The organism is Klebsiella sp. HMSC16A12 (genome assembly GCF_001808265.1).
Lineage (GTDB): Bacteria > Pseudomonadota > Gammaproteobacteria > Enterobacterales > Enterobacteriaceae > Klebsiella > Klebsiella pneumoniae.
Genome location: NZ_KV792606.1, coordinates 46,477 through 68,626 on the forward strand (window position 1 = coordinate 46,477; position 22,150 = coordinate 68,626).

Below are 22,150 nucleotides of genomic sequence, written 5' to 3' on the forward strand. Positions count from 1 at the left end.
TCAGCAATTTATTACTTCCTATATTAAGCCAATAATGAATCCCGATGAAGCGAGGAGGTGAATATGATGAGGTCTACCGCAAAATCGTTCTACCAACGCTACTTTTCTGCGACGCAGGAAGCGTCCTGGCTGGCCCGCCTGATGGCAGGACGACAGCAGGAAATTCTGGGGGAACTGATGCAGTGGGGAGTGACGTCAACGACCTCTGATCATTGACTTGCAGACATCATGTGTGACTGAGTATTGGTGTTATACTCGTCGTTTTTCAAACTGCAGGTGCGCTGTCGATGCTTCCTGGGCCGTATGTTCGGGCTGCGTGATTCGCCTCTACGGGACTCACCTTTTCAGGGCCAGCGCGAGCGCGGCGCAAAATGGTTAACCGTTTTGTCCTGCAGCATGAAATCCATAGAGTATAGAATCACCCGCCAGCAGAAAGCCTCTGCTGGCTTTTTTCGTTTTCTTCGCGTGTGTTAAGGACATTCCATGCTGTGGTTGATGACGATGGGACGACGGCTTAACGGCGTCTATGCCGCCTTTATGCTGGTTGCTTTTATGATGGGCGTGGCGGGCGCGTTGCAGGCGCCGACGTTGAGTTTGTTTCTCAGCCGCGAAGTGGGGGCGCAACCGTTCTGGGTGGGCCTGTTCTATACCGTAAACGCCATCGCCGGGATCCTGGTTAGCCTGTGGCTGGCCAAGCGCTCCGATAGCCGCGGCGACCGGCGGCGGTTGATTATGTTCTGCTGTCTGATGGCGGTGGGTAATGCGCTGCTGTTTGCCTTCAACCGCCACTATCTGACGCTGATCACCTGCGGCGTGATGCTGGCATCCATTGCCAACGCGGCCATGCCGCAGCTCTTCGCGCTGGCGCGGGAGTACGCCGACAGCTCGGCGCGGGAAGTGGTGATGTTCAGCTCGGTCATGCGCGCCCAGCTGTCGCTGGCTTGGGTGATTGGCCCGCCGCTGGCCTTTATGCTGGCGCTCAACTATGGCTTCACCACCATGTTCTCCATTGCGGCGGGCATTTTTGTCATTAGCCTCGCTCTGATTGCCATCAAACTGCCTTCGGTTCCGCGTGTGGAACAGCCCTCGGAGGAGGCGGCGGCGCTAGCGCAGGCCGGCGGCTGGCAGGACAAGAACGTGCGTATGCTGTTTATCGCCTCCACCCTGATGTGGACCTGCAACACCATGTACATCATTGATATGCCGCTGTGGATCAGCAGCGATCTCGGGCTTCCCGACAGCCTGGCCGGGATCCTGATGGGCACTGCCGCCGGGCTGGAGATACCGGCGATGATCCTCGCCGGCTACTACGTAAAGCGCTTTGGCAAACGTAAAATGATGGTGGCGGCGGTGGCCGCCGGCGTGCTGTTTTATGCCGGACTGATCCTGTTTCATGGTCGCACGGCGCTGCTGGCTCTGCAGCTGTTCAATGCCATCTTTATCGGCATTATCGCCGGGATAGGCATGCTGTGGTTCCAGGATTTAATGCCGGGACGGGCGGGAGCGGCGACCACCCTGTTCACCAACAGTATTTCCACCGGCGTGATCCTTGCCGGCGTGATGCAGGGGGCGCTGTCCCAGAGCTATGGTCACGCCAGCGTCTACTGGACGATCGCGGCCATTTCGCTGGTGACGCTGTTTTTGACCAGCAAGGTGAAGGATATCTGACTACTCGCCCCGGCATCGCCGGGGCGACCAGGCCTACTTGAGTTCGATACGCTTAATGTCGCCGATGATAAAAATGTAGGCAATCACCCCAATCAGCGCCGTCAGGCCGACGTAGATCAGCGCGTAAAAGAAATTACCCGTGGCGGAAATAATCACACCAATTATCAGTGGTGCGATAATCGAGGCCATATTGGCACAGAAATTAAATATGCCGCCGGTGAGGCCTGCCATATTTTCCGGGGCAATATCCGAAATTAAGGTCCAGCCCAGACCGACCATCCCCTGGCCAAAAAAAGCCACCGACATGATAATAATTACGGTGCTATTGGCGCTTACCCAATTCGCCGCGATAATACAGCTGGACAGCAATAAACCGGAAATTATTGGTAACTTTCGACTGATGTTGACGGAGCCGGTTCGCTTCAACAACCGGTCGGAGATCCAGCCGCCGAAGAGGATGCCAATCGCGGCGGCAAGGAAGGGCCAGGTGGCGAAGAAGCCGACGTGCAGCCATGGGAGATGGCGCTCGTTGGCGAGGTAGCTGGGAAACCACGTCAGGAAAAAGACCAGTGTGGTGTTGCCGGCGAACTGACCCAGGCTGGCGCCGAGGATCTGGCGACAGCCCAGCAGGCGTCTGGCGTCACGCCAGTTAAATGGAACGTTCTGGATTTTATTGTTAATGCTGTTTGCGCCGATATACTCCAGCTCCGCTTGATTAGCCGTGCGCGATTCATGCGGTTCATGATAAAAACGCCACCACACTAAAGTAAATAAAATACCTAATCCGCCGGTGAGGAAAAAAAGCGTTCTCCAGCCATGATGTTCGAGAATTAAAAATAACAGCGGCGAGAAAGCGGCCAGCCCTATATATTCACCAACTGTATACGTTGCCGTTGCCCGCGCGCGCTCATGCTGAGGGAACCAGGTGCTGACGATGCGGCTGTTGGCCGGAAAGCAGGGCGCTTCGCTGACGCCGAGTCCCAGGCGCAGAAGCAGCAGGGATTTTAGGCCGAGGGTGAAACTTTGCAGCAGGGTAAACAGCGACCAGAAGAAAATTGACAGGGCATAGGTCACTTTGTTGCCAAAGCGGTCTAAAAACATCCCGCCGGGGATCTGCGCCAGCGCATAAGTCCAGGCGAAGGCGGAGAAGATGATGCCCATCATCGCCGGATCGATATGGATTTCTTTGCTTAACTGTGGCGCTACAATACCCAGGATGGTACGGTCGAGATAATTGATCATCGTTCCGACGGAAAGTAGCAGCAGAATAACTATCCGTACGCGGCTTCTTTTTTTCGCCCCCGATGTGGAAGTGAGGACTTCCTGAGAGTTTGACATACTCATAGCGAGTTCCTTTAAAGTTTAAAATATTTTTGCATATATTCTAATATGCAAAAATATCTCCAGGAGCTATAGGTAGTATCTATGAATGGCAATGCCTTGTGGCACATTCATGCCCTTCGTCAAATAATATTTGATGTAACGCCGATATTTACCCGTTCATGCGCATTATTGGTGGCTTGCATGGTATATTAGCGTCAGTGCATTTATTCTTATATTATACGGGTAAAAATAATGAACCTAAAGCAACTTTATTATTTTAAACGTCTGTCTGAAACTGAGCATTACACCGAAGCCGCCTCCAGTCTGTGCATCACCCAGCCCTCGCTAAGCCACGCGATATCGGAGCTGGAGAAGGAGTTAGGGGTCGCGCTATTCGCCAGACAGGGGCGGAACGTAAAAATTACCCAAAACGGCAAGCGTTTTTTGCCGTATGTTGAAGATGCGCTGGCCTCGCTGGAGAACGGACGCATGATATTGCAAAAAAATGGCGCTGAGAATAAAGAGAATATTCGCATCGCCTTTATTTACACGATGGGGGAGTATGTTGTTCCACAGTTAATTAATAAATATTCTCTTTCACCTGAATGTCACAATGTGACTTTTTCTTTTACTCAAGGGACATCGCTGACGCTGTTGCAGGAGCTGAAGGCCGGAAAAGTCGATCTGGCGATCTGCTCTTATATTGCCGATGAACCCGATATCGATTTTATTCCGGTGATCCAGCAGGAACTGGTGGTGGTCACGGCAAAGGATCATCCGCTGGCCCGGCTATATGAACATGAAGTCGATCTGGTGGAGACGATTCATTATCCGTATATCTATTTTTCAGAAAATAGCGGCTTACGTCCGTTTATCGATAATGTATTTATGCAGCAAAAGCTGGTGCCGGAGATCGCCTGCTATGTGGATGAGGATACGGCGATGGCCGGGCTGGTGAGTATTGACTACGGGATCGCGATTATGCCGCGCATCACCGCGCTCTCCTATTACAATGTCCATATCCTGAAGATTAAAAACACCATCCCCCCCCGCTATATCTATCTGGCGACCATGAAAGACAAGGGGCTCTCTCCGGCGCTGGAGTCATTTAAAAATGTGGTTATCCACGACAGCCAGAAGATCTGTTAACGGATGGCCCGGATGTGACCTCCGGGCCATCCGGATATCAGGAGAGAATATCCATCACTTCACGCAGCTTAGCGATGGCGATCTGCCCCGGCGCGGAGGCCTGACCAACGGTACCGAAGGTCATCGCCGAACCGAACAAGCGCCCGGTGACCCGGCTAACGCCACCGGATTTGCCCATCGACATGGTGATCAGCGGACGCGTCGCATACTTCTCTTTCATGGTCAGCGTGGCGGCGAGCAAGGTGAGTACGTCCTGCGGCGACTGCGGCATCACCGCGATCTTCGGCAGATCGGCCCCCAGATCCTGCATGCGGCGCAGGCGATAGATAATATCTTCCTGAGCGGGGGTCTTATGGAAATCATGATTACTCATGATCACCTTGACGCCCGCGGCATGCGCATCGTCAACCAGCGCGCGGATCTGCGCTTCATCATTGAACAGTTCGATATCGATAACATCAACCAGTCCACTGCGTGCGGCCTCGCGGTTGAGCGCAAAATAGGCTTCGTCGCTGAGCTCGGTTTCGCCACCTTCTTTCTTACTGCGGAAGGTAAACAGCAGCGGAAGCGCTTTCAGCGCGCCATGGATTTCCGCCAGCGCGGCCATCACCTGGGCCATCTCTCTGACCTGGGCAAAGTGGTCAACGCGCCATTCGATAATATCAGCGCCGGCATCGACCAGGCCGTGGGCGTTACCCAGTATCTCATCCAGGGTTTTACCGATCAGCGGTACACAAATGAGGGTTTCCCCTTCCTGAAAGGTGATGTTCTTTACGGTTACTGCATTTGTCATGTAGGTATCCATTATTTTTCGCGTTGTACTTCAGGCGGTGACTGCGGTGCGTGACACTTTTTGCGCCGCCCGAGCCTGCAGTTGACGATAGCCGATGTACAGGGCGATCACAAAGCCGATAACGGCGATCAGAAAATCAAACCACATAATGCTGGCAATACTGATCTGCGAAAGCTTTGCGGTGATCAACGGGATCGTGAAGCTGGCGATACTGCCGGCAGTGTAGAAGATGCCGGTTGCTTTGCCTTTTCCGTTCGGGAAGCTCATCGCCATGATTGTCGCACCCAGCTGCAGCACTCCGCCAGCGGCGGCAAAGCCGATGACAAAAGCAAAGCCGGTCACCATTATCGGCGTCGGGAACAGGCACACCAGCAGCAGCGAAATCATCGACAGGCCAGTATAAATAATCATCGCAATGGCCGAGCTAAACACCTCTTTGACGAAGGCGGCAGTTACAAAGACGCAGACCAGCGAGCCGACGGTATAGATGCTAAGCAGTTTAATCGCCGAGGCATAGGGCAGGCCGACGACGAACTGGCCGTACTGCGCCAGCCATTGGCTGACCAGATAGAAGGTCGCCATGCCGATATAACCGTACAGGGTGAAGATCACCATATCCATCTTATTAGCCTGTGGCCGGACGGCTGTTTCCGCCTGTGCCGTAGGGGCTTCCTCTTTTTTCGCTGCCTGGCTGTCAGGGAACGGCATTTTAAGCAGATAAATCCCGCTCAGTACAAAGAGTGCTGCCGCAATCACGAACGACCAGCCGAACCACAGATTTGCCCATATCAGGAAGCTGATAATGAACGGCAACAGGAACTGCCCTGCAGAGACGAAGGCTTTGATCAGCACGTTGGCCCGGCTGGCAGAGTGCGGGAAAGATTCCATCAGCGCCGGATAGGTACCGGAGTCGAGGAAGCTGTTCGCCAGGCCCGCCATAATGCCGAACACGTAAGCCAGATAGATATTTTTGGTCAGCAGGATGCCGACGAAAAAGATCAGGTAGCTAAGGATCCCAAGATAGATAAAGGGCTTGCGACCGAAGCGATCCGAGAGAAATCCGGTCACGATGGTCGCTAACTTACCAATACCTAACGAAGATATAACGATCGATACGCCGGCTTTGTCTGTTCCCCACTGTTCCTGAAGATGGGCCATGTTGAGGGTGATTAACAGCACCCCCATACCGTGGATCAGGTAGTTGAGATACAGCCCTGCCGCAGTAGGGATGTATTTATTTTTCATCATTCGCCTCTTAGAACAGAATGCTCTTGATGTAATCAACCGGCATCTGTTTGCCCGTCCAGATTTCGAACGCGCGCGCGCCTTGCCACAGCATCATTCCCAGGCCGTTCAGCGTGCGGCAGCCTTTTTTCTCGGCCACTTCCAGCAGGTGGGTTTTGCGCGGGTTGTAGACGACGTCGGAGACGATCAGGTCCGGACGCAGGAAGCTTTCGTCAGGTAGCAGCATCTGGCCTTCGAACGGCTTCATGCCGACCCCGGTGGCATTGGTCAGGATCACGCTGCTGTCAATTTCGGCGCGCAGTTTGTCATGATCGTCGAGATCGAACAGATGGATCTCGCAGTCGGTGTTGTGGCGGATCTTGGCCACGGTTTCTTCTGCGTTGGCGAAGAATTTATCGCGACGGTTAAAGATGGAGATCGCCTTCACGCCATCCAGTGCTGCCTGGACGCAGAGCGCCGTTGCCGCGCCGCCGGCGCCGAGTACGGTCATCTTCTTGCCGATGATATCGATACCGGCTTCGCTAAGGGCGCGCATGTAGCCGGTGCCATCGGTGATATGTCCGGTCAGTACGCCGTCGTCGTTGACCACGGTATTGACCGCCCCGACCAGCTGTGCCGCCGGCGACAGTTTATCGAGATACTGGCAAATTTCGGTTTTGTTCGGCATAGAGACGTTAAAGCCGCGCAGCTTCATCGCCCGGAAGCCCTGCACCACGTCTTTTAGCTCCTGGTTACCAACTTCAAAAGCGAGATAGACGTAGTCCAGCCCGAGATGGGCGAAAGCCTCGTTGTGCATGGTGGGCGACATGCTGTGACGAATCGGGGTGGCGATCAGGCCAATCAGCTCAGTGTGTCCAGTAATACGTTCTGCCATGACAAAAATCCTCAATAAGTTAGAAAGGGAATTCGTTGTGCTTCGCGGCTGCCCAGCGCACCCATGTCTTCCAGTGCATCCAGTACGTTGCGGCCTTCGCGGACGCCATCGATAATGCGTCGCGCCATCACGCTGTCGCCGATGTTCATGATTTTGACGTTATTGGCATTGGCCCAGCGCTCGATCTCGTCGAGACCCATCCGGTTGGCGCGCATCCCCAGACAGACAAAGCCGTAGTCGAAGGGAATATCGAAGGTTTGCTGTGTATTTTTCACCTGGAAATGGTCGGCAGCGACCGCCATCAGTTGGGTATTCATGTGCTGTTCGACCTGGTGCTCGTCGAGCATGGTCAACATGGCATTTTTGGTTATGATGTCGAGATCGCGGCCGGCGGCGTCCTGCATCTCGATTAGCACCGCCTGTGCGCCGCGAGCGGTAAAGTATTCGATAACGTCAAGGCCAACGGCGCCGGCGCCGACTACGGCGATGCGTTTGCCCTTGATATCGGTAAATTTCGCCAGATTGTCGATCATGCCGGTAATGGAAAAGATCTTGCCGTTCTCGACGTCAATGTTTTCCCGCAAGCCTTCAATGGGCGGCAGCAGCGGCGTTGAGCCGGTGGCGTTGACGATCAGATGCGGACGCAGGGCGGAAACTGAAGCCACGTCGGCCCGCTTGCCGATCTGCAGCATCAGGTTGTCCAGCGAGGCGATACGATTTTTCATAAACTGCGGGAAATCAGCGATGCGTTTTTTCTCCGGCAGGCGGGAGATTTCGCTGGCGAGGCCGCCGACGTGGTTTTTCGCTTCCAGCAGCCAGGTATGGCAACCAACTTCCGCCGCGGTGCAGGCGGCTTCCATCCCGGCGGTGCCGGCGCCGATGACCACCACGTTAGTGTCGCGATTCACGCGCCGCATTTTATAGGCGTCACCGTGAATAATATCCGGGTTAATCGAACAGCGCAGCGGGCGCGAGCGGGCGATGCGATGGTCGGCGCAGCCGATGTTGCAGGAGATACATTTGCGCATCAGACGCTCTTTTCCGCCTTGCACTTTCTGCACCCACTCCGGCTCGGCAATCAGACCGCGGCCAATGGCGATAAGATCGGCATCGCCGCTGGCGAGGATATCTTCGGCTACCTGCGGAGTGCGAATATTGCCGGCGATGACGGTGGGTTTATGGAATTTATCGCGCACCGCGCGGGAGAGATAGCGCTTCCAGCCATCCTCCAGCGACATCTGATCGATTTGCAGATTCAGGTTATCGTTCTGCGCCGCAGAGACGTTGATGATATCGACCTTCTCCTGGCAGAGCTCAAGAATACGCAGGGAATCTTCGAGGGTATTGCCGCCCTTGAGGAAGTCGTCGGCGCTGATGCGCAGGCTGACCGGAAAACGCGGCCCCACGCAGGCGCGCACTTTATCGACAATCAGACTCAATATCCGGGTGCGATTTTCGACGCTGCCGCCAAATTCATCAGTGCGCTTATTAAACAGCGGCGATAAAAACTGGCTAATTAAATAGGAGTGACCGGCATGAATTTCGACGCAGTCAAAACCTGCGCGCCGAACGCGCTCCGCGGCGTCACCAAATTTTTCTACCGCATGATATATTTCCTCATGGGTCATCGGACGCGGAATATTACCGTGCTTCTTCGACGGTGTTGTAGAAGAGGAGAGCGGCGTCTGGCCTTCCAGTCGGTAGGCATAAGCGGAAGCGCCGGCATGATTTAACTGAATGGATACGCAGGCGCCATGTTTATGCAGGGTCTCGGTTAATTTAAACAGCCGTGGAATATATTGATCGTTATCGATGCGCAGTTGGGTGGTGCCGTTGGAGGCGAAGGGGAAATCAATACAAATATTTTCGATGGTGATAAGCCCGGTGCCGCCTTTGGCCCGCAGTTCGTAGTATTCCAGCTGTTCCTGCGACACCTCGCCATTGAGCGTGGCCATATTGGTGCCCATAGGGGGCATAATAATGCGGTTTTTTAACGTCATACCGTTGATGGTCAACGGACTGAAAAGGTGCGGATAGTGGCTCATCTCTTCTCTCCACAGGAGGCCGGGAGGCCGATATGCGGGGCCCAGGCGTGTCCTTAGTTAATATTTCTCTGTGGCAAAAGATAACGAGGGGAAAAATCGAAAAATAATGCTTTTTTTTGTGCATAGCCATAGGGGTTCTCTATGAGATTAACGCTTTCTTCACATTCTTATATTTTTATATTAAACACTCGTGCCTTATTTTTACTTGCAGTGCAGGGAAAATACATAAACAGTGCTGGAGAAGGGGAGGAAAGCGGAATAATTCTTCTTTAGGCGGTAGGGCAGGGTGGCGGTAAGGTCTGACAATCAGCAAATTAAAATTGGTTTTTGTGCGTGAGATCGCAATTTTCTCCGCAATAAAATAAAAAGCCCGATCAAATGACCGGGCCCAAAGGTTAATTCATAAACGCCGGCAGCTTGCGTTCATAGTCGGAGATCGCCGCTTCATGCTGCAGCGTCAGGCCGATGCTATCCAGGCCGTTGAGCATGCAGTGGCGGCGGAAATCGTCGATCTTAAAGCTGTAGGTTTTATCCCCGGCTTTAACTACCTGCGCTTCCAGATCCACTTCAAACGTAATGCCCGGGTTGGCCTGCACCAGCTTGAACAGCTCGTCGACCTGCTCGTCGCTCAGGGTCACCGGCAGCAGCTGGTTATTGAAGCTGTTGCCGTAAAAGATATCGGCAAAGCTCGGGGCGATAACGACCTTAAAGCCGTAATCGGTCAGCGCCCACGGCGCGTGCTCGCGCGAGGAGCCGCAGCCGAAGTTTTCCCGCGCCAGCAGTATCGATGCCCCCTGGTACTCAGGAAAATTCAGCACGAACTCCGGGTTCGGCTGTTGACCTTTATCGTCGAGAAAGCGCCAGTCGTTAAACAGGTGCGCGCCAAAGCCGGTGCGGGTGACCTTCTGCAAAAATTGCTTAGGGATGATCGCGTCGGTATCGACGTTTGCAGCATCCAGCGGAACCACCAGGCCGGTATGTTGGGTAAATTTCTCTGCCATGATGGTCTCCTTACTTCAGATTACGGATATCGGCGAAATGGCCGGTAACGGCTGCCGCCGCGGCCATTGCCGGGCTCACCAGGTGCGTGCGTCCGCCGCGGCCCTGACGGCCTTCAAAGTTACGGTTGCTGGTTGAGGCACAGCGTTCGCCCGGATTCAGGCGGTCATTATTCATTGCCAGACACATAGAGCAACCAGGTAAGCGCCACTCAAAGCCGGCTTCGATAAAGATCTTATCCAGACCTTCCGCTTCCGCCTGCGCTTTCACCGGACCAGAACCCGGCACCACCAGCGCCTGGACGCCCGGCGCCACTTTACGCCCTTTAGCGATTTCCGCCGCGGCGCGTAAATCTTCGATGCGCGAGTTGGTGCAGGAGCCGATAAACACTTTATCGATAGCGACTTCCGTCAGCGGGATCCCGGATTTCAGCCCCATATAGGCCAGCGCTTTTTCGGCGCTGGCGCGTTCCACCGGATCGCTGAACGACGCTGGATCGGGGATGTTATCCGTCACCGAGATCACCTGGCCCGGGTTGGTGCCCCAGGTCACCTGCGGGGCAATTTCCGCCGCCTGCAGCGTCACCACGGTATCAAACGTCGCGCCGTCGTCGGTTTTCAGGGTTTTCCAGTACGCTACGGCATCGTCAAAATCTTTGCCTTTCGGCGCATGCAGACGGCCGCGTACGTAATTGAAGGTGGTTTCGTCCGGCGCGACCAGGCCCGCTTTGGCGCCCATCTCGATCGCCATGTTGCACAGGGTCATACGCCCTTCCATGCTCAGATCGCGGATCGCTTCGCCGCAGAACTCAACCACATGGCCGGTGCCGCCGGCGCTACCGGTTTTACCAATGATGGCCAGCACGATATCTTTGGCGGTAATGCCCGGCGCCGCTTTGCCCTGGACTTCGATTTTCATGGTCTTCGCGCGGCCCTGTTTCAGGGTCTGGGTCGCCAGCACATGCTCCACTTCGGAGGTGCCGATACCGAACGCCAGCGCACCGAACGCGCCGTGGGTGGCGGTATGGGAGTCACCGCACACGATCGTCATCCCCGGCAGGGTAACCCCTTGTTCCGGGCCCATGACGTGGACGATGCCCTGATACGGGTGGTTCAGGTCGTACAGTTCAACGCCGAACTCTTTACAGTTCTTAATCAGCTCCTGCATCTGAATGCGGGCCATCTCACCGGACGCGTTAATGTCTTTGGTCTGCGTCGAGACGTTATGATCCATGGTAGCGAAGGTTTTACCCGGCTGGCGCACCTGGCGGCCATGGGCGCGCAGGCCGTCAAACGCCTGCGGAGAGGTGACTTCGTGCACCAGATGGCGGTCGATATACAGCAGCGGGGTTTCGTTCTGCGCCTCATACACTACGTGCGCATCAAATAATTTTTCGTATAACGTCTTCGCCATGATTACACCCCTTCTGCGACATAGCGGGCAATAATATCGCCCATTTCATCAGTGCTGACCGCCGCCGTGCCGCGCGCTAAGTCGCCGGTTCGAACCCCTTCTTCTAAGGCGCGGTTGATCGCGTTTTCAATGGCGGTCGCCGCTTCGTCAGCGTCGAGGCTGTAGCGCAGCAGCAGAGCCAGGGAGAGGATCTGCGCGATCGGGTTGGCGATATTTTTGCCGGCGATATCCGGTGCGGAACCGCCCGCCGGCTCGTACAGGCCAAAACCTTGTTCATTGAGGCTGGCGGACGGCAGCATACCCATCGAGCCGGTGATCATCGCGCACTCGTCGGAGAGGATGTCGCCAAACAGGTTGGAGCACAGCAGCACGTCGAACTGGGACGGATCTTTAATCAGCTGCATGGTGGCGTTATCGATATACATATGCGCCAGCTCAACGTCCGGATACTCCTTGCCGATCTCGCTGACGATTTCGCGCCACAGGATGGAGGACTGCAGAACGTTGGCCTTATCGATGGAAGTCACTTTGTGACGACGCTTGCGGGCGGATTCAAAAGCGATGCGCGCGATACGCTCGATCTCAAAGCGGTGATACACCTCGGTATCAAAGGCTTTCTCATGCTGACCGCTGCCTTCGCGGCCTTTCGGCTGGCCGAAGTAGATGCCGCCGGTCAGTTCGCGTACGCAGAGAATGTCGAAGCCGTTAGCAGCGATGTCGGCGCGCAGCGGGCAGAACTCTTCCAGCCCCTGATACAGTTTGGCCGGGCGCAGGTTGCTGAACAGTTTAAAGTGTTTACGCAGCGGCAGCAGCGCGCCACGCTCTGGTTGTTCCGCCGGCGGCAGGTGCTCCCATTTCGGACCGCCGACGGAGCCGAACAGGATCGCATCCGCCTGCTCGCATCCGGCGACGGTCGCCTGCGGCAGGGGAGTTCCCTGACGGTCGATGGCCGCCCCGCCAACGTCATACTGGCTGGTGGTAATGTGCATGGCAAAACGTTGGCGCACGGCTTCCAGTACTTTCATCGCCTGGTTCATCACTTCCGGGCCAATGCCATCACCCGGCAAAACGGCAATATGGTAATTCTTCGACATTACACGGTTTCCTTATTGTTCTCTTTATTCTGAGCTTTGCGTTGCAATTCTTTTTCGACTTCGGCGGCGCGCCAGATGTTGTTCAGCACGTGAACCATCGCTTTGGCTGACGACTCTACGATATCCGTTGCCAGACCAACGCCATGGAAGCGGCGGCCATTGTAGTCAACGACGATATCCACCTGGCCCAGGGCGTCTTTGCCGTGGCCTTTCGCGCTTAAGCCATACTTCACTAATTCAATGTTGTAGTCGGTGACGCGGTTAATCGCCTGGTAGATAGCATCGACCGGACCGTTGCCGTTGGCGGCTTCGGTTTTGATCTCATCCCCGCAGACCAGTTTGATCGAGGCGGTGGCGATATCGCTGGATCCGGATTGGACGTTGAAGTAATCCAGGCGGAAATGCTCTGGCTCTTCCTGCTGCTTGTTGATAAAGGCCAGCGCTTCCAGATCGTAATCGAAGACCTGGCCTTTTTTGTCCGCCAGCTTCAGGAATGCGTCGTACAGATGATCCAGGTTGTAATCGCTCTCCTGGTAGCCCATCTCTTCCATCCGGTGTTTCACCGCCGCGCGGCCGGAGCGGGAAGTCAGGTTCAGTTGCACCTGGTTCAGGCCGATAGATTCCGGGGTCATGATCTCGTAGTTTTCGCGGTTCTTCAGCACGCCGTCCTGGTGAATGCCGGAGGAGTGGGCGAAGGCGCCGGTGCCGACGATGGCCTTGTTCGCCGGGATCGGCATATTGCAGATCTGGCTGACGGTCTGGCTGGTGCGCCAGATTTCATGATGATTAATGTTGGTGTGCACGTTCATGATGTCTTTGCGCACTTTGATCGCCATGATCACTTCTTCCAGCGCGCAGTTGCCGGCGCGTTCGCCGATACCGTTCATCGCACCTTCTACCTGGCGCGCACCGGCGTGGACCGCGGCGAGGGCGTTACCGACAGCGATGCCCAGATCATCATGGGTGTGGACGGAAATAATTGCTTTGTCGATATTCGGCACGCGATCATACAGGCCGCTGATGATGTTGGCATATTCGAACGGCATGGTATAGCCGACGGTATCCGGGATATTAATGGTGGTGGCGCCGGCGTTGATCGCCGCTTCCACGACGCGAGCCAGATCGGCAATCGGCGTACGGCCGGCGTCTTCACAGGAGAACTCAACGTCGTCAGTGTAGTTGCGTGCCCGCTTCACCATATAGATCGCGCGCTCAATAACCTCATCCAGCGTACTGCGCAGTTTGGTGGCGATATGCATCGGCGAGGTGGCAATAAAGGTATGAATACGGAAAGCCTCGGCCACTTTTAACGATTCCGCCGCCACGTCGATATCTTTCTCAACGCAGCGCGCCAGGGCGCACACGCGGCTGTTTTTAATGGTGCGCGCGATGGTTTGCACCGATTCAAAATCGCCCGGCGAGGATACCGGGAAACCGACTTCCATTACGTCGACCCCCATTCGCTCAAGGGCCAGTGCGATCTGCAGCTTCTCTTTGACACTCAGGCTTGCCTGTAACGCTTGTTCGCCATCACGTAAGGTCGTATCGAAAATAATGACTTGCTGGCTCATGGTTTGGATCCTTAGTCTGTGTCCTGGCGCCTTGTTGACGAGCATAAAAAAACCCGCGCCAAGGCGCGGGTTTTATAGTCTTGCTGGAAGATGACTTAACGCTGAACGTCGCCCAACAGCCTACCGCGCAAATGGCATGCGTTTAGTAGTAGTAGGCTGGTGATACGAGCGGTGCGAATCATTGCGTCAAACTCCAGATGAAATCGTTATGCTTTTAGAGTTACTGGATAGCTGTTTTAAAGTCAACCCCTGGCATGGAAAAAGCGTTTTGGGCTGACTAAATGAATTAGCAAAATGTGCTGATGTAAGCCCCATTTTGCCGAAGATCCTATTTTGGACCGAAGGCGGTTTATCCCCATTTGTTTCATTTGAAAAAGTGCTTTGCATTCAAGGCATCGTCGAAGAGGTGTCGCCAATGAAGGGACAAAAAACGGTATCTGGATGAAAATATTAAATTTATTTTTCCTGTGAATGTATTCGAACGCTAGCGGATTATTTTTCAATGATAAGGGTTTGTTAATTTTATGGAGGGAAAAATAAAATACTTTATTATTGCTTAAGTTACAGTTAACTCGTGGTGCTGTTTTTATTTTTATGGATTATGGTTACACTTATCATCATTAAGTAATCAGTATGGTTTGAGCGGCTCAATTTTTTGATCAAGACCGTTTCTTCACTGCCACTCATAGCCTTGATATATTCCTAAAAATTTCTTTTGCTATTTTGTAAATGTCATTTGCATGGTAAATGATATTTTCGGCGCTAATTATAGCGGTTTAGTGAAGGGAATTCATCGTGACGGCGGAATTAGATATGTTAATTGAAACTCCAGAATATAAATCAGCCCCCGGACAGGAAGTCGTTAAACCTCAACTACGGATGGTTGATCTCAATCTGCTTACCGTTTTTGATGCGGTTATGCAAGAGCAGAATATTACTCGTGCCGCCCATACGCTCGGCATGTCACAACCCGCGGTGAGCAATGCGGTTTCACGACTGAAAGTGATGTTTAATGACGAGCTTTTTGTGCGCTATGGCCGCGGTATTCAGCCGACGGCGCGCGCCTATCAGCTGTTTGGCTCGGTACGCCAGGCGCTGCAGCTGGTCCAAAACGAATTGCCAGGCTCCGGTTTTGAACCGCTGAGCAGTGAGCGCGTGTTCCATCTGTGCGTCTGCAGCCCGCTGGATAACATCCTGACGTCGGTTATTTTTAATAAAGTTGCAGAGATAGCACCCAATATTCATTTAGTCTTTAAGTCTGCGCTGAATCAAAATACGGAACATCAGCTACGTTATCAGGAAACAGAATTCGTAATCGGTTATGAAGAGTTCCGTCGCCCTGAGTTTGCCTGCGTTCCGTTATTTAAAGACGAAATGGTCCTGGTCGCCAGTCGCAACCATCCGCGTATTTCCGGGCCGATGATGGAGGCGGATATTTATCGCGAGGAGCATGCCGCCGTTGCTCTCGACCGGTATGCCTCATTTAGTTTGCCGTGGTATGACACGGCCGATAAACAAGCGCGTATCGCCTATCAGGGTAATGCGATGGTCAGCGTATTAAACGTAGTATCGCAAACCCAGATGGTGGCCATTGCCCCGCGCTGGCTGGCAGATGAATTTGCTGACAAGCTTGCCCTGCAAATATTACCTTTGCCGTTGAAGGTCAACAGTCGGACCTGCTATCTCTCCTGGCACGAAGCCGCTGGTCGTGATAAAGGCCACCAGTGGATGGAAGAGCTGTTGGTGGACATTTGCAAGCGCTGACCCAACGACGATAGATAGCAAAGGAGCTTCGGCTCCTTTTTTTATATGACATAAATCAAATAAAGCAGAATTTTATTCTGTTTACCTTGCGCGAGGGGTTCGTTGTGTTCGTGAAAAATGGATCTATTCCTGTTATCACCCTTTTTCGCCGAGTATTTACCATTCTCTTTTCTTATCTCTGAAGCAATTCACCATATTTTCCCCTCACCGCTTTCTTTTCTTCTTATTCAAGAAATAAGGCCTCAGCTGCGGCGAATTGCCTGCCTGCTGGCGAGCAGTTATGGTAGTGGCATGCAGTACATTCACCTCAATGCGGAGGACCACTCCTTCGCATCGTGCGAGCGCGCGGAAATTGAGTTCCGCTGTCGTAAAACAATAAGCCTGGAGGCAAACCATGGAGATGTTGTCAGGAGCCGAGATGGTCGTCCAATCGCTTGTCGATCAGGGCGTCAAGCAAGTATTCGGCTATCCCGGAGGCGCAGTCCTCGATATCTATGATGCGTTACATACCCTTGGCGGTATCGATCATGTGCTGGTTCGTCACGAGCAGGCGGCGGTGCATATGGCGGATGGCCTGGCGCGGGCGACCGGGGAGGTCGGCGTGGTGCTGGTGACCTCTGGGCCTGGGGCGACGAACGCCATCACTGGCATTGCGACAGCCTATATGGACTCTATTCCGTTGGTGATCCTCTCGGGGCAGGTAGCCACCTCGCTTATCGGCTACGATGCCTTCCAGGAGTGCGACATGGTGGGGATTTCCCGTCCGGTGGTGAAGCACAGTTTCCTGGTGAAGCAGACCGAAGATATTCCCGGCGTGCTGAAGAAAGCCTTCTGGCTGGCGGCCAGCGGTCGCCCCGGTCCGGTAGTGGTCGATCTGCCGAAGGATATTCTCAATCCGGCGAAGAAGCTGCCTTACGTCTGGCCGGACGCAGTGAGCATGCGCTCGTATAACCCAACCACCAGTGGCCATAAAGGGCAGATTAAACGCGCCCTGCAGACCCTGGTGGCCGCAAGTAAGCCGGTCGTCTACGTCGGCGGCGGGGCGATCAATGCGCATTGCGAACCTCAGCTGCGCGAGCTGGTGGAAAAACTGAAGCTGCCGGTGGCCTCATCCTTGATGGGACTTGGCGCTTTCCCGGCGACACACTCGCAGGCGCTGGGGATGCTGGGGATGCACGGCACCTATGAAGCCAACATGACCATGCACCACTCGGACGTGATTTTTGCCGTCGGCGTTCGCTTTGACGACCGGACCACCAATAACCTGGCCAAGTATTGTCCGAACGCGACGGTACTGCATATTGATATCGATCCGACTTCAATCTCGAAAACCGTGCCGGCAGATGTGCCGATCGTCGGCGATGCCCGGCTGGTGCTGGAGCAGATGCTGGAGCTGCTGGAGCAGGAGGAAGCGCAGCAGCCGCTGGACGACATTCGCGACTGGTGGCAACAGATCGAGCAGTGGCGTGCCCGTCATTGTCTGCGCTACGACGACCAGAGCGATAAAATCAAACCGCAGGCGGTAATTGAAACTATCTGGCGGCTGACCCAGGGCGATGCCTACGTCACTTCCGATGTGGGTCAGCATCAGATGTTCGCCGCCCTGTATTACCCCTTCGATAAACCGCGGCGCTGGATTAACTCCGGTGGTCTCGGCACCATGGGCTTTGGCCTACCGGCTGCGCTGGGGGTCAAAATGGCTCTGCCGGACGAAATGGTGGTCTGCGTGACCGGTGACGGCAGTATCCAGATGAACATTCAGGAACTCTCCACTGCGCTGCAGTATGAGCTGCCGGTCCTGGTGCTTAACCTCAACAACCGCTATCTCGGGATGGTGAAGCAGTGGCAGGATATGCTCTATTCCGGGCGTCACTCGCAGTCCTATATGGAATCGCTACCGGACTTTGTCCGTCTGGCGGAAGCCTATGGCCACGTCGGGATCCGCATCAGCGAGCCGCAGGAGCTGGAGACGAAGCTTGCTGAAGCTCTGGAGCAGGTGCGCCAGCGTCGGCTGGTGTTTGTCGATGTGACCGTCGACGGCAGTGAGCATGTGTACCCCATGCAGATCCGCGGCGGCGGCATGGATGAAATGTGGTTGAGCAAAACGGAGAGGACCTGATTATGCGCCGGATATTATCGGTATTACTGGAAAACGAATCGGGCGCATTGTCCCGCGTTATCGGCCTCTTTTCCCAGCGTGGCTATAATATAGAAAGCCTGACTGTCGCGCCGACGGACGATCCCACTCTCTCCAGAATGACCATTCAGACCGTGGGCGATGAAAAAGCGATTGAGCAGATTGAAAAGCAACTGCACAAGCTGGTGGATGTCCTGCGGGTCAGCGAGCTGGGGCAGGGGGCTCATGTTGAACGCGAAATTATGCTGGTGAAGGTTCAGGCCAGCGGCTATGGCCGTGAAGAAGTGAAGCGCAACACCGAAATCTTCCGCGGACAGATTATCGACGTGACGCCTTCTATCTATACCGTCCAGCTCGCCGGCACCAGCGATAAGCTGGATGCATTTCTGGCCTCGCTGCGCGATGTCGCTCGGATTGTGGAAGTGGCTCGCTCCGGCGTGGTCGGCCTGTCTCGCGGTGATAAAATCATGCGCTAAGGATCGGGAACTGCTGTAAAAATAGCCCGGCAGAGACTGTCGGGCTTTTTTTTTGCGAAATCAGTAGGAACTGTAAGCGAAAGCGGTTGCTGCGCTAACTATTCTGCGCTTAGATGTTATAAAAAGGATTCCATACCTGAATAATGGTTATGTTTGGCACTTCTTACCCAAGGGGCAATTGTGAAACTGGATGAAATCGCCCGGCTGGCCGGTGTTTCAAGAACCACCGCGAGCTATGTGATTAATGGCAAAGCGAAGCAGTACCGCGTAAGCGATAAAACGGTCGAAAAAGTGATGGCTGTGGTGCGAGAGCACAACTATCACCCAAATGCGGTCGCTGCTGGCCTGCGTGCAGGACGCACACGCTCTATCGGTCTGGTGATCCCGGATCTGGAAAACACCAGCTATACCCGGATTGCAAATTATCTCGAACGTCAGGCGCGTCAGCGCGGCTATCAGCTGCTGATTGCCTGCTCGGAGGATCAGCCCGATAACGAGATGCGCTGTATCGAGCATCTGCTGCAGCGCCAGGTGGACGCTATCATTGTCTCTACTTCGCTGCCGCCGGAGCACCCTTTTTATCAGCGCTGGGCTAACGACCCGTTTCCGATTGTCGCCCTCGACCGCGCCCTCGATCGCGAGCACTTCACCAGCGTGGTTGGCGCTGACCAGGATGACGCCGAGATGCTCGCAGCTGAGCTGCGGACGTTTCCTGGCGAAACGGTGCTCTATCTCGGCGCGCTGCCGGAGCTGTCGGTGAGCTTCCTGCGCGAACAGGGCTTCCGTAAAGCCTGGCAGGACGATCCACGTGAGGTGCATTATCTCTATGCCAACAGCTATGAGCGCGAAGCGGCGGCCCAGCTGTTTGAGAAATGGCTTGAAACCCATCCGATGCCACAGGCGCTGTTTACCACCTCTTTCCCGCTGCTGCAGGGCGTAATGGATGTGACCTTGCGTCGCGAGGGTAAACTGCCCTCCGAGCTGGCGATCGCCACCTTCGGTGATAATGAGCTGCTCGATTTTCTGCAGTGTCCGGTACTGGCCGTGGCCCAGCGTCATCGCGATGTCGCTGAGCGGGTGCTGGAGATCGTCCTCGCCAGCCTCGACGAACCTCGCAAGCCGAAGCCGGGTCTTAGCCGTATTCGCCGTAATCTCTATCGTCGCGGTAGCCTGAATCGCCGCTAAGGGCGCCATATCGCCAGCGCCCAGGTATAAACCTGGCAGGCCTGACCGTAAGCAGGCCGCTGGCGATAAATCAGGCAATTGACGTGCAAAATGCAAAACTGAATATATTTCAGACAAATCCCTAAACTTCTTTACGCGTTATTTTATTTTATTCACTGACCATCGTTTTGTGACTCCAAATGGGGTACAAAAAATGACTGCGCGGACTTTAATTGTATTATTTTGTTACATTCATCAGGTTAATTGCTGAATTAACACTCATTTTGTACGCGCCACGCTTTCTTCCCCGTCATATCCCGCGCCTGGCCAGTCCCTCTGCCAGCAACAGGTACTGTTAACGGCCGGCATAATGGCCTAAAATGCCGCTCGCGTCGCAAACTGACACTTTATATTTTCCCGCCGAAGATATTCTGTTGTTTATAACTGTTACGAGTTTGTTGGTTATTTTCTTACACGTATTCATAACGTTAATTTGCCTCGCCTGTTGATGATTTTTTCATCAGGGCTAATGTCGGCTGTAAATAATGGGTTTTTGAGCTCCGTTGGCATCCGTGCTGGCTTGACAAGCTTTTCCTCCGCTCCGTAAACTCCTTCTGGTGGGAATTTGTGGGGTAAAGTGGCGAAAAGGGGTGAGGCTGGCATGTTCCGTGGAGCAACGTTAGTCAATCTCGACAGCAAAGGCCGCCTGGCCGTGCCAACGCGCTATCGCGAAGGGCTGATCGAGGACGCTGCCGGTCAATTGGTATGCACCATTGACATTCATCACCCGTGCCTGCTGCTTTATCCATTGCCTGAATGGGAAGTCATCGAGCAGAAATTGTCGCGTTTATCGAGCATGAATCCCGTTGAGCGGCGCGTACAGCGTTTGCTTTTGGGTCATGCCAGCGAATGTCAGATGGATAATGCCGGCCGCTTGCTGATTGCGCCGGTGTTACGGCAGCATGCCGGGCTGACAAAAGAAGTGATGCTGGTCGGGCAGTTTAATAAATTTGAACTGTGGGATGAAACGACCTGGTATCAACGGGTCAAGGAAGATATCGACGCTGAGCAGTCCGCGACCGGTGAACTGTCGGAGCGCCTGCAGGATTTGTCCTTATAAAAATGATGGAAAATTATAAACATACTACGGTACTTCTGGATGAAGCCGTCAACGGCCTCAATATTCGTCCAGACGGTATCTATATTGATGGTACTTTTGGCCGCGGCGGTCACTCGCGCCTGATCCTCTCCCGGCTGGGTGCGGAAGGACGCTTGCTGGCTATCGATCGCGACCCGCAGGCTATTGCCGTCGCGCAAACCATCGATGACCCCCGCTTTTCCATCGTACATGGTCCCTTTTCACAACTCGCTGAGTACGTCGGCGAGCGCAATCTTACCGGTAAGATCGACGGCATTCTGCTCGATCTCGGCGTCTCTTCCCCGCAGCTTGACGATGCGGAACGCGGCTTTTCCTTTATGCGTGACGGGCCGCTGGATATGCGCATGGATCCGACGCGCGGTCAGTCCGCAGCCGAATGGCTGCAGACGGCTGAAGAAGACGATATCGCCTGGGTGATTAAAACCTTTGGCGAAGAGCGTTTCGGCAAACGTATCGCCCGCGCGATCGTCGAACGTAATCGCATTCAGCCGATGACCCGCACCAAAGAGCTGGCGGAAGTCATCGCCGCGGCGATGCCGGTAAAAGATAAGCACAAACATCCCGCGACCCGTACCTTCCAGGCGGTGCGCATATGGGTAAACAGTGAACTGGAGGAGATAGAGCAGGCGCTAAAAAGCTCGCTCAGCGTGCTGGCCCCGGGCGGGCGGCTGTCGATCATTAGTTTTCATTCGCTGGAAGATCGCATTGTGAAGCGCTTTATGCGTGAGCAAAGCCGCGGTCCGCAGGTTCCGGCGGGAATACCGATGACCGAAGCGCAGCTCAAAAAACTGGGCGGCCGTGAGTTGCGAGCACTAGGCAAGTTGATGCCGGGCGAAGAAGAGGTGGCAGAGAATCCACGCGCCCGTAGTTCAGTGCTGCGTATCGCAGAGAGGACGAACGCATGATCGGCAGAGTGACAGAGGCCTTAAGCAAGGTTAAAGGGTCGATTGGAAGCAACGAGCGCCATGCTTTGCCTGGCGTGATCGGGGACGACCTTCTGCGGTTTGGGAAACTGCCACTCTGCCTGTTCATTTGCATCATTATTACGGCGATTACCGTGGTCACCACTGCGCATCACACACGCCTGTTGACCGCGCAGCGTGAACAGCTGGTTCTGGAGCGCGACGCCCTGGATATTGAGTGGCGCAACCTGATCCTCGAAGAGAACGCGCTCGGCGATCACAGTCGGGTTGAGCGGATCGCGACCGAGAAGTTACAGATGCAACACGTCGATCCATCACAAGAAAATATCGTTGTACAGAAATAAGGATTATTG

The 22,150-nt window shown here is 54.4% G+C and carries 20 protein-coding genes; 10 read left to right on the plus strand and 10 right to left on the minus strand.

Going from position 1 to position 22,150, the window contains the following annotated elements; translation table 11 throughout:
- Positions 1 to 63: 63 nt before the first annotated feature.
- Together sgrT and HMPREF3140_RS11585 are read left to right on the plus strand one after the other, a co-directional pair.
- Positions 64 to 216, plus strand: a complete 153-nt coding sequence (gene sgrT / locus HMPREF3140_RS11575) for a glucose uptake inhibitor SgrT (protein WP_002888448.1) — start codon at positions 64 to 66, stop codon at positions 214 to 216.
- A gap of 267 nt (positions 217 to 483) precedes the next feature.
- The gene (locus HMPREF3140_RS11585; protein ID WP_004147046.1) at positions 484 to 1,668 is read left to right on the plus strand and encodes a sugar efflux transporter; all 1,185 of its coding nucleotides are present in this window, start codon (positions 484 to 486) and stop codon (positions 1,666 to 1,668) included.
- Positions 1,669 to 1,701: 33 nt separating this feature from the next.
- On the opposite strand, the gene HMPREF3140_RS11590 is transcribed toward HMPREF3140_RS11585, so the two are convergent.
- A complete protein-coding gene (locus HMPREF3140_RS11590; protein WP_023279862.1) occupies positions 1,702 to 3,012 on the minus strand; it encodes an MFS transporter in 1,311 nt (436 codons plus the stop codon).
- Positions 3,013 to 3,243: 231 nt separating this feature from the next.
- On the opposite strand from HMPREF3140_RS11590, the gene HMPREF3140_RS11595 reads away from it, so the two are divergent.
- Positions 3,244 to 4,140: a LysR family transcriptional regulator gene (locus tag HMPREF3140_RS11595; RefSeq protein WP_002888455.1), complete on the plus strand. Its 897-nt coding sequence runs from the start codon at positions 3,244 to 3,246 to the stop codon at positions 4,138 to 4,140.
- Positions 4,141 to 4,177: 37 nt separating this feature from the next.
- Here HMPREF3140_RS11595 and aroD read toward each other — a convergent pair whose 3' ends face one another.
- The 9 genes from aroD to leuL form a co-directional block, all read right to left on the minus strand.
- A complete protein-coding gene (gene aroD / locus HMPREF3140_RS11600) occupies positions 4,178 to 4,933 on the minus strand; it encodes a type I 3-dehydroquinate dehydratase (RefSeq protein ID WP_070552992.1) in 756 nt (251 codons plus the stop codon).
- A gap of 30 nt (positions 4,934 to 4,963) precedes the next feature.
- Positions 4,964 to 6,178 (minus strand): MFS transporter, encoded by a 1,215-nt coding sequence (locus tag HMPREF3140_RS11605; RefSeq protein WP_023279857.1) that lies wholly within the window; start codon positions 6,176 to 6,178, stop codon positions 4,964 to 4,966.
- 10 nt (positions 6,179 to 6,188) lie between these two features.
- Complete coding sequence (locus tag HMPREF3140_RS11610) at positions 6,189 to 7,052, minus strand: shikimate dehydrogenase (RefSeq protein WP_032410820.1); 864 nt, start codon at positions 7,050 to 7,052, stop codon at positions 6,189 to 6,191.
- An 11-nt stretch (positions 7,053 to 7,063) separates the two neighbouring features.
- Positions 7,064 to 9,097 carry an oxidoreductase gene (locus tag HMPREF3140_RS11615; RefSeq protein ID WP_023279856.1) on the minus strand — a complete coding sequence of 678 codons (2,034 nt, stop codon included), beginning with the start codon at positions 9,095 to 9,097 and terminating at the stop codon, positions 7,064 to 7,066.
- Between the two features lie 395 nt (positions 9,098 to 9,492).
- Complete coding sequence (gene leuD, locus HMPREF3140_RS11620; protein WP_002888481.1) at positions 9,493 to 10,098, minus strand: 3-isopropylmalate dehydratase small subunit; 606 nt, start codon at positions 10,096 to 10,098, stop codon at positions 9,493 to 9,495.
- A gap of 10 nt (positions 10,099 to 10,108) precedes the next feature.
- Positions 10,109 to 11,509, minus strand: coding sequence for a 3-isopropylmalate dehydratase large subunit (gene leuC, locus HMPREF3140_RS11625; protein WP_004177417.1), 1,401 nt, complete (start codon positions 11,507 to 11,509; stop codon positions 10,109 to 10,111).
- A gap of 2 nt (positions 11,510 to 11,511) precedes the next feature.
- A complete protein-coding gene (leuB, locus tag HMPREF3140_RS11630) occupies positions 11,512 to 12,603 on the minus strand; it encodes a 3-isopropylmalate dehydrogenase (protein WP_002888487.1) in 1,092 nt (363 codons plus the stop codon).
- Positions 12,603 to 14,174 carry a 2-isopropylmalate synthase gene (gene leuA / locus HMPREF3140_RS11635; RefSeq protein ID WP_004178594.1) on the minus strand — a complete coding sequence of 524 codons (1,572 nt, stop codon included), beginning with the start codon at positions 14,172 to 14,174 and terminating at the stop codon, positions 12,603 to 12,605. The genes leuB and leuA overlap by 1 nt, the downstream gene beginning before the upstream one ends.
- 95 nt (positions 14,175 to 14,269) lie before the next feature.
- Entirely contained in the window at positions 14,270 to 14,356 is an 87-nt protein-coding gene (leuL, locus tag HMPREF3140_RS27330; protein ID WP_004222662.1) for a leu operon leader peptide, read from the minus strand.
- Between the two features lie 613 nt (positions 14,357 to 14,969).
- Between leuL and leuO the strand changes: the two genes are divergently transcribed.
- The 7 genes from leuO (at position 14,970) to ftsL (ending at position 22,141) form a co-directional block, all read left to right on the plus strand.
- Positions 14,970 to 15,938 carry a transcriptional regulator LeuO gene (gene leuO / locus HMPREF3140_RS11645; RefSeq protein WP_004192013.1) on the plus strand — a complete coding sequence of 323 codons (969 nt, stop codon included), beginning with the start codon at positions 14,970 to 14,972 and terminating at the stop codon, positions 15,936 to 15,938.
- A gap of 394 nt (positions 15,939 to 16,332) precedes the next feature.
- Entirely contained in the window at positions 16,333 to 18,057 is a 1,725-nt protein-coding gene (ilvI, locus tag HMPREF3140_RS11650; protein WP_002888534.1) for an acetolactate synthase 3 large subunit, read from the plus strand.
- Between the two features lie 2 nt (positions 18,058 to 18,059).
- On the plus strand, positions 18,060 to 18,551 hold the full coding sequence (ilvN, locus tag HMPREF3140_RS11655; protein ID WP_002888536.1) for an acetolactate synthase small subunit: 492 nt from the start codon (positions 18,060 to 18,062) through the stop codon (positions 18,549 to 18,551).
- A gap of 180 nt (positions 18,552 to 18,731) precedes the next feature.
- Positions 18,732 to 19,736: a catabolite repressor/activator gene (gene cra / locus HMPREF3140_RS11660; RefSeq protein WP_004145952.1), complete on the plus strand. Its 1,005-nt coding sequence runs from the start codon at positions 18,732 to 18,734 to the stop codon at positions 19,734 to 19,736.
- Positions 19,737 to 20,376: 640 nt separating this feature from the next.
- A complete protein-coding gene (gene mraZ, locus HMPREF3140_RS11665; RefSeq protein WP_002888541.1) occupies positions 20,377 to 20,835 on the plus strand; it encodes a division/cell wall cluster transcriptional repressor MraZ in 459 nt (152 codons plus the stop codon).
- Positions 20,836 to 20,837: 2 nt separating this feature from the next.
- Positions 20,838 to 21,779, plus strand: coding sequence for a 16S rRNA (cytosine(1402)-N(4))-methyltransferase RsmH (gene rsmH / locus HMPREF3140_RS11670; protein WP_002888547.1), 942 nt, complete (start codon positions 20,838 to 20,840; stop codon positions 21,777 to 21,779).
- Complete coding sequence (ftsL, locus tag HMPREF3140_RS11675; protein ID WP_002888550.1) at positions 21,776 to 22,141, plus strand: cell division protein FtsL; 366 nt, start codon at positions 21,776 to 21,778, stop codon at positions 22,139 to 22,141. Before rsmH ends, ftsL begins: the two co-directional genes overlap by 4 nt.
- Positions 22,142 to 22,150: the final 9 nt, after the last annotated feature.

Bases quoted from the DNA above. Each gene is read 5' to 3' on its own strand.
- HMPREF3140_RS11615 (WP_023279856.1), bottom strand. From the start codon at position 9,097: ATGAGCCACTATCCGCACCTTTTCAGTCCGTTGACCATCAACGGTATG.
- HMPREF3140_RS11590 (WP_023279862.1), bottom strand. From the start codon at position 3,012: ATGAGTATGTCAAACTCTCAGGAAGTCCTCACTTCCACATCGGGGGCG.
- leuD (WP_002888481.1), bottom strand. From the start codon at position 10,098: ATGGCAGAGAAATTTACCCAACATACCGGCCTGGTGGTTCCGCTGGAT.
- HMPREF3140_RS11595 (WP_002888455.1), top strand. From the start codon at position 3,244: ATGAACCTAAAGCAACTTTATTATTTTAAACGTCTGTCTGAAACTGAG.
- ftsL (WP_002888550.1), top strand. From the start codon at position 21,776: ATGATCGGCAGAGTGACAGAGGCCTTAAGCAAGGTTAAAGGGTCGATT.
- HMPREF3140_RS11605 (WP_023279857.1), bottom strand. From the start codon at position 6,178: ATGAAAAATAAATACATCCCTACTGCGGCAGGGCTGTATCTCAACTAC.
- leuC (WP_004177417.1), bottom strand. From the start codon at position 11,509: ATGGCGAAGACGTTATACGAAAAATTATTTGATGCGCACGTAGTGTAT.
- mraZ (WP_002888541.1), top strand. From the start codon at position 20,377: ATGTTCCGTGGAGCAACGTTAGTCAATCTCGACAGCAAAGGCCGCCTG.
- sgrT (WP_002888448.1), top strand. From the start codon at position 64: ATGATGAGGTCTACCGCAAAATCGTTCTACCAACGCTACTTTTCTGCG.
- leuL (WP_004222662.1), bottom strand. From the start codon at position 14,356: ATGATTCGCACCGCTCGTATCACCAGCCTACTACTACTAAACGCATGC.
- HMPREF3140_RS11585 (WP_004147046.1), top strand. From the start codon at position 484: ATGCTGTGGTTGATGACGATGGGACGACGGCTTAACGGCGTCTATGCC.
- leuB (WP_002888487.1), bottom strand. From the start codon at position 12,603: ATGTCGAAGAATTACCATATTGCCGTTTTGCCGGGTGATGGCATTGGC.
- rsmH (WP_002888547.1), top strand. From the start codon at position 20,838: ATGATGGAAAATTATAAACATACTACGGTACTTCTGGATGAAGCCGTC.
- aroD (WP_070552992.1), bottom strand. From the start codon at position 4,933: ATGACAAATGCAGTAACCGTAAAGAACATCACCTTTCAGGAAGGGGAA.
- HMPREF3140_RS11610 (WP_032410820.1), bottom strand. From the start codon at position 7,052: ATGGCAGAACGTATTACTGGACACACTGAGCTGATTGGCCTGATCGCC.
- leuA (WP_004178594.1), bottom strand. From the start codon at position 14,174: ATGAGCCAGCAAGTCATTATTTTCGATACGACCTTACGTGATGGCGAA.
- ilvI (WP_002888534.1), top strand. From the start codon at position 16,333: ATGGAGATGTTGTCAGGAGCCGAGATGGTCGTCCAATCGCTTGTCGAT.
- ilvN (WP_002888536.1), top strand. From the start codon at position 18,060: ATGCGCCGGATATTATCGGTATTACTGGAAAACGAATCGGGCGCATTG.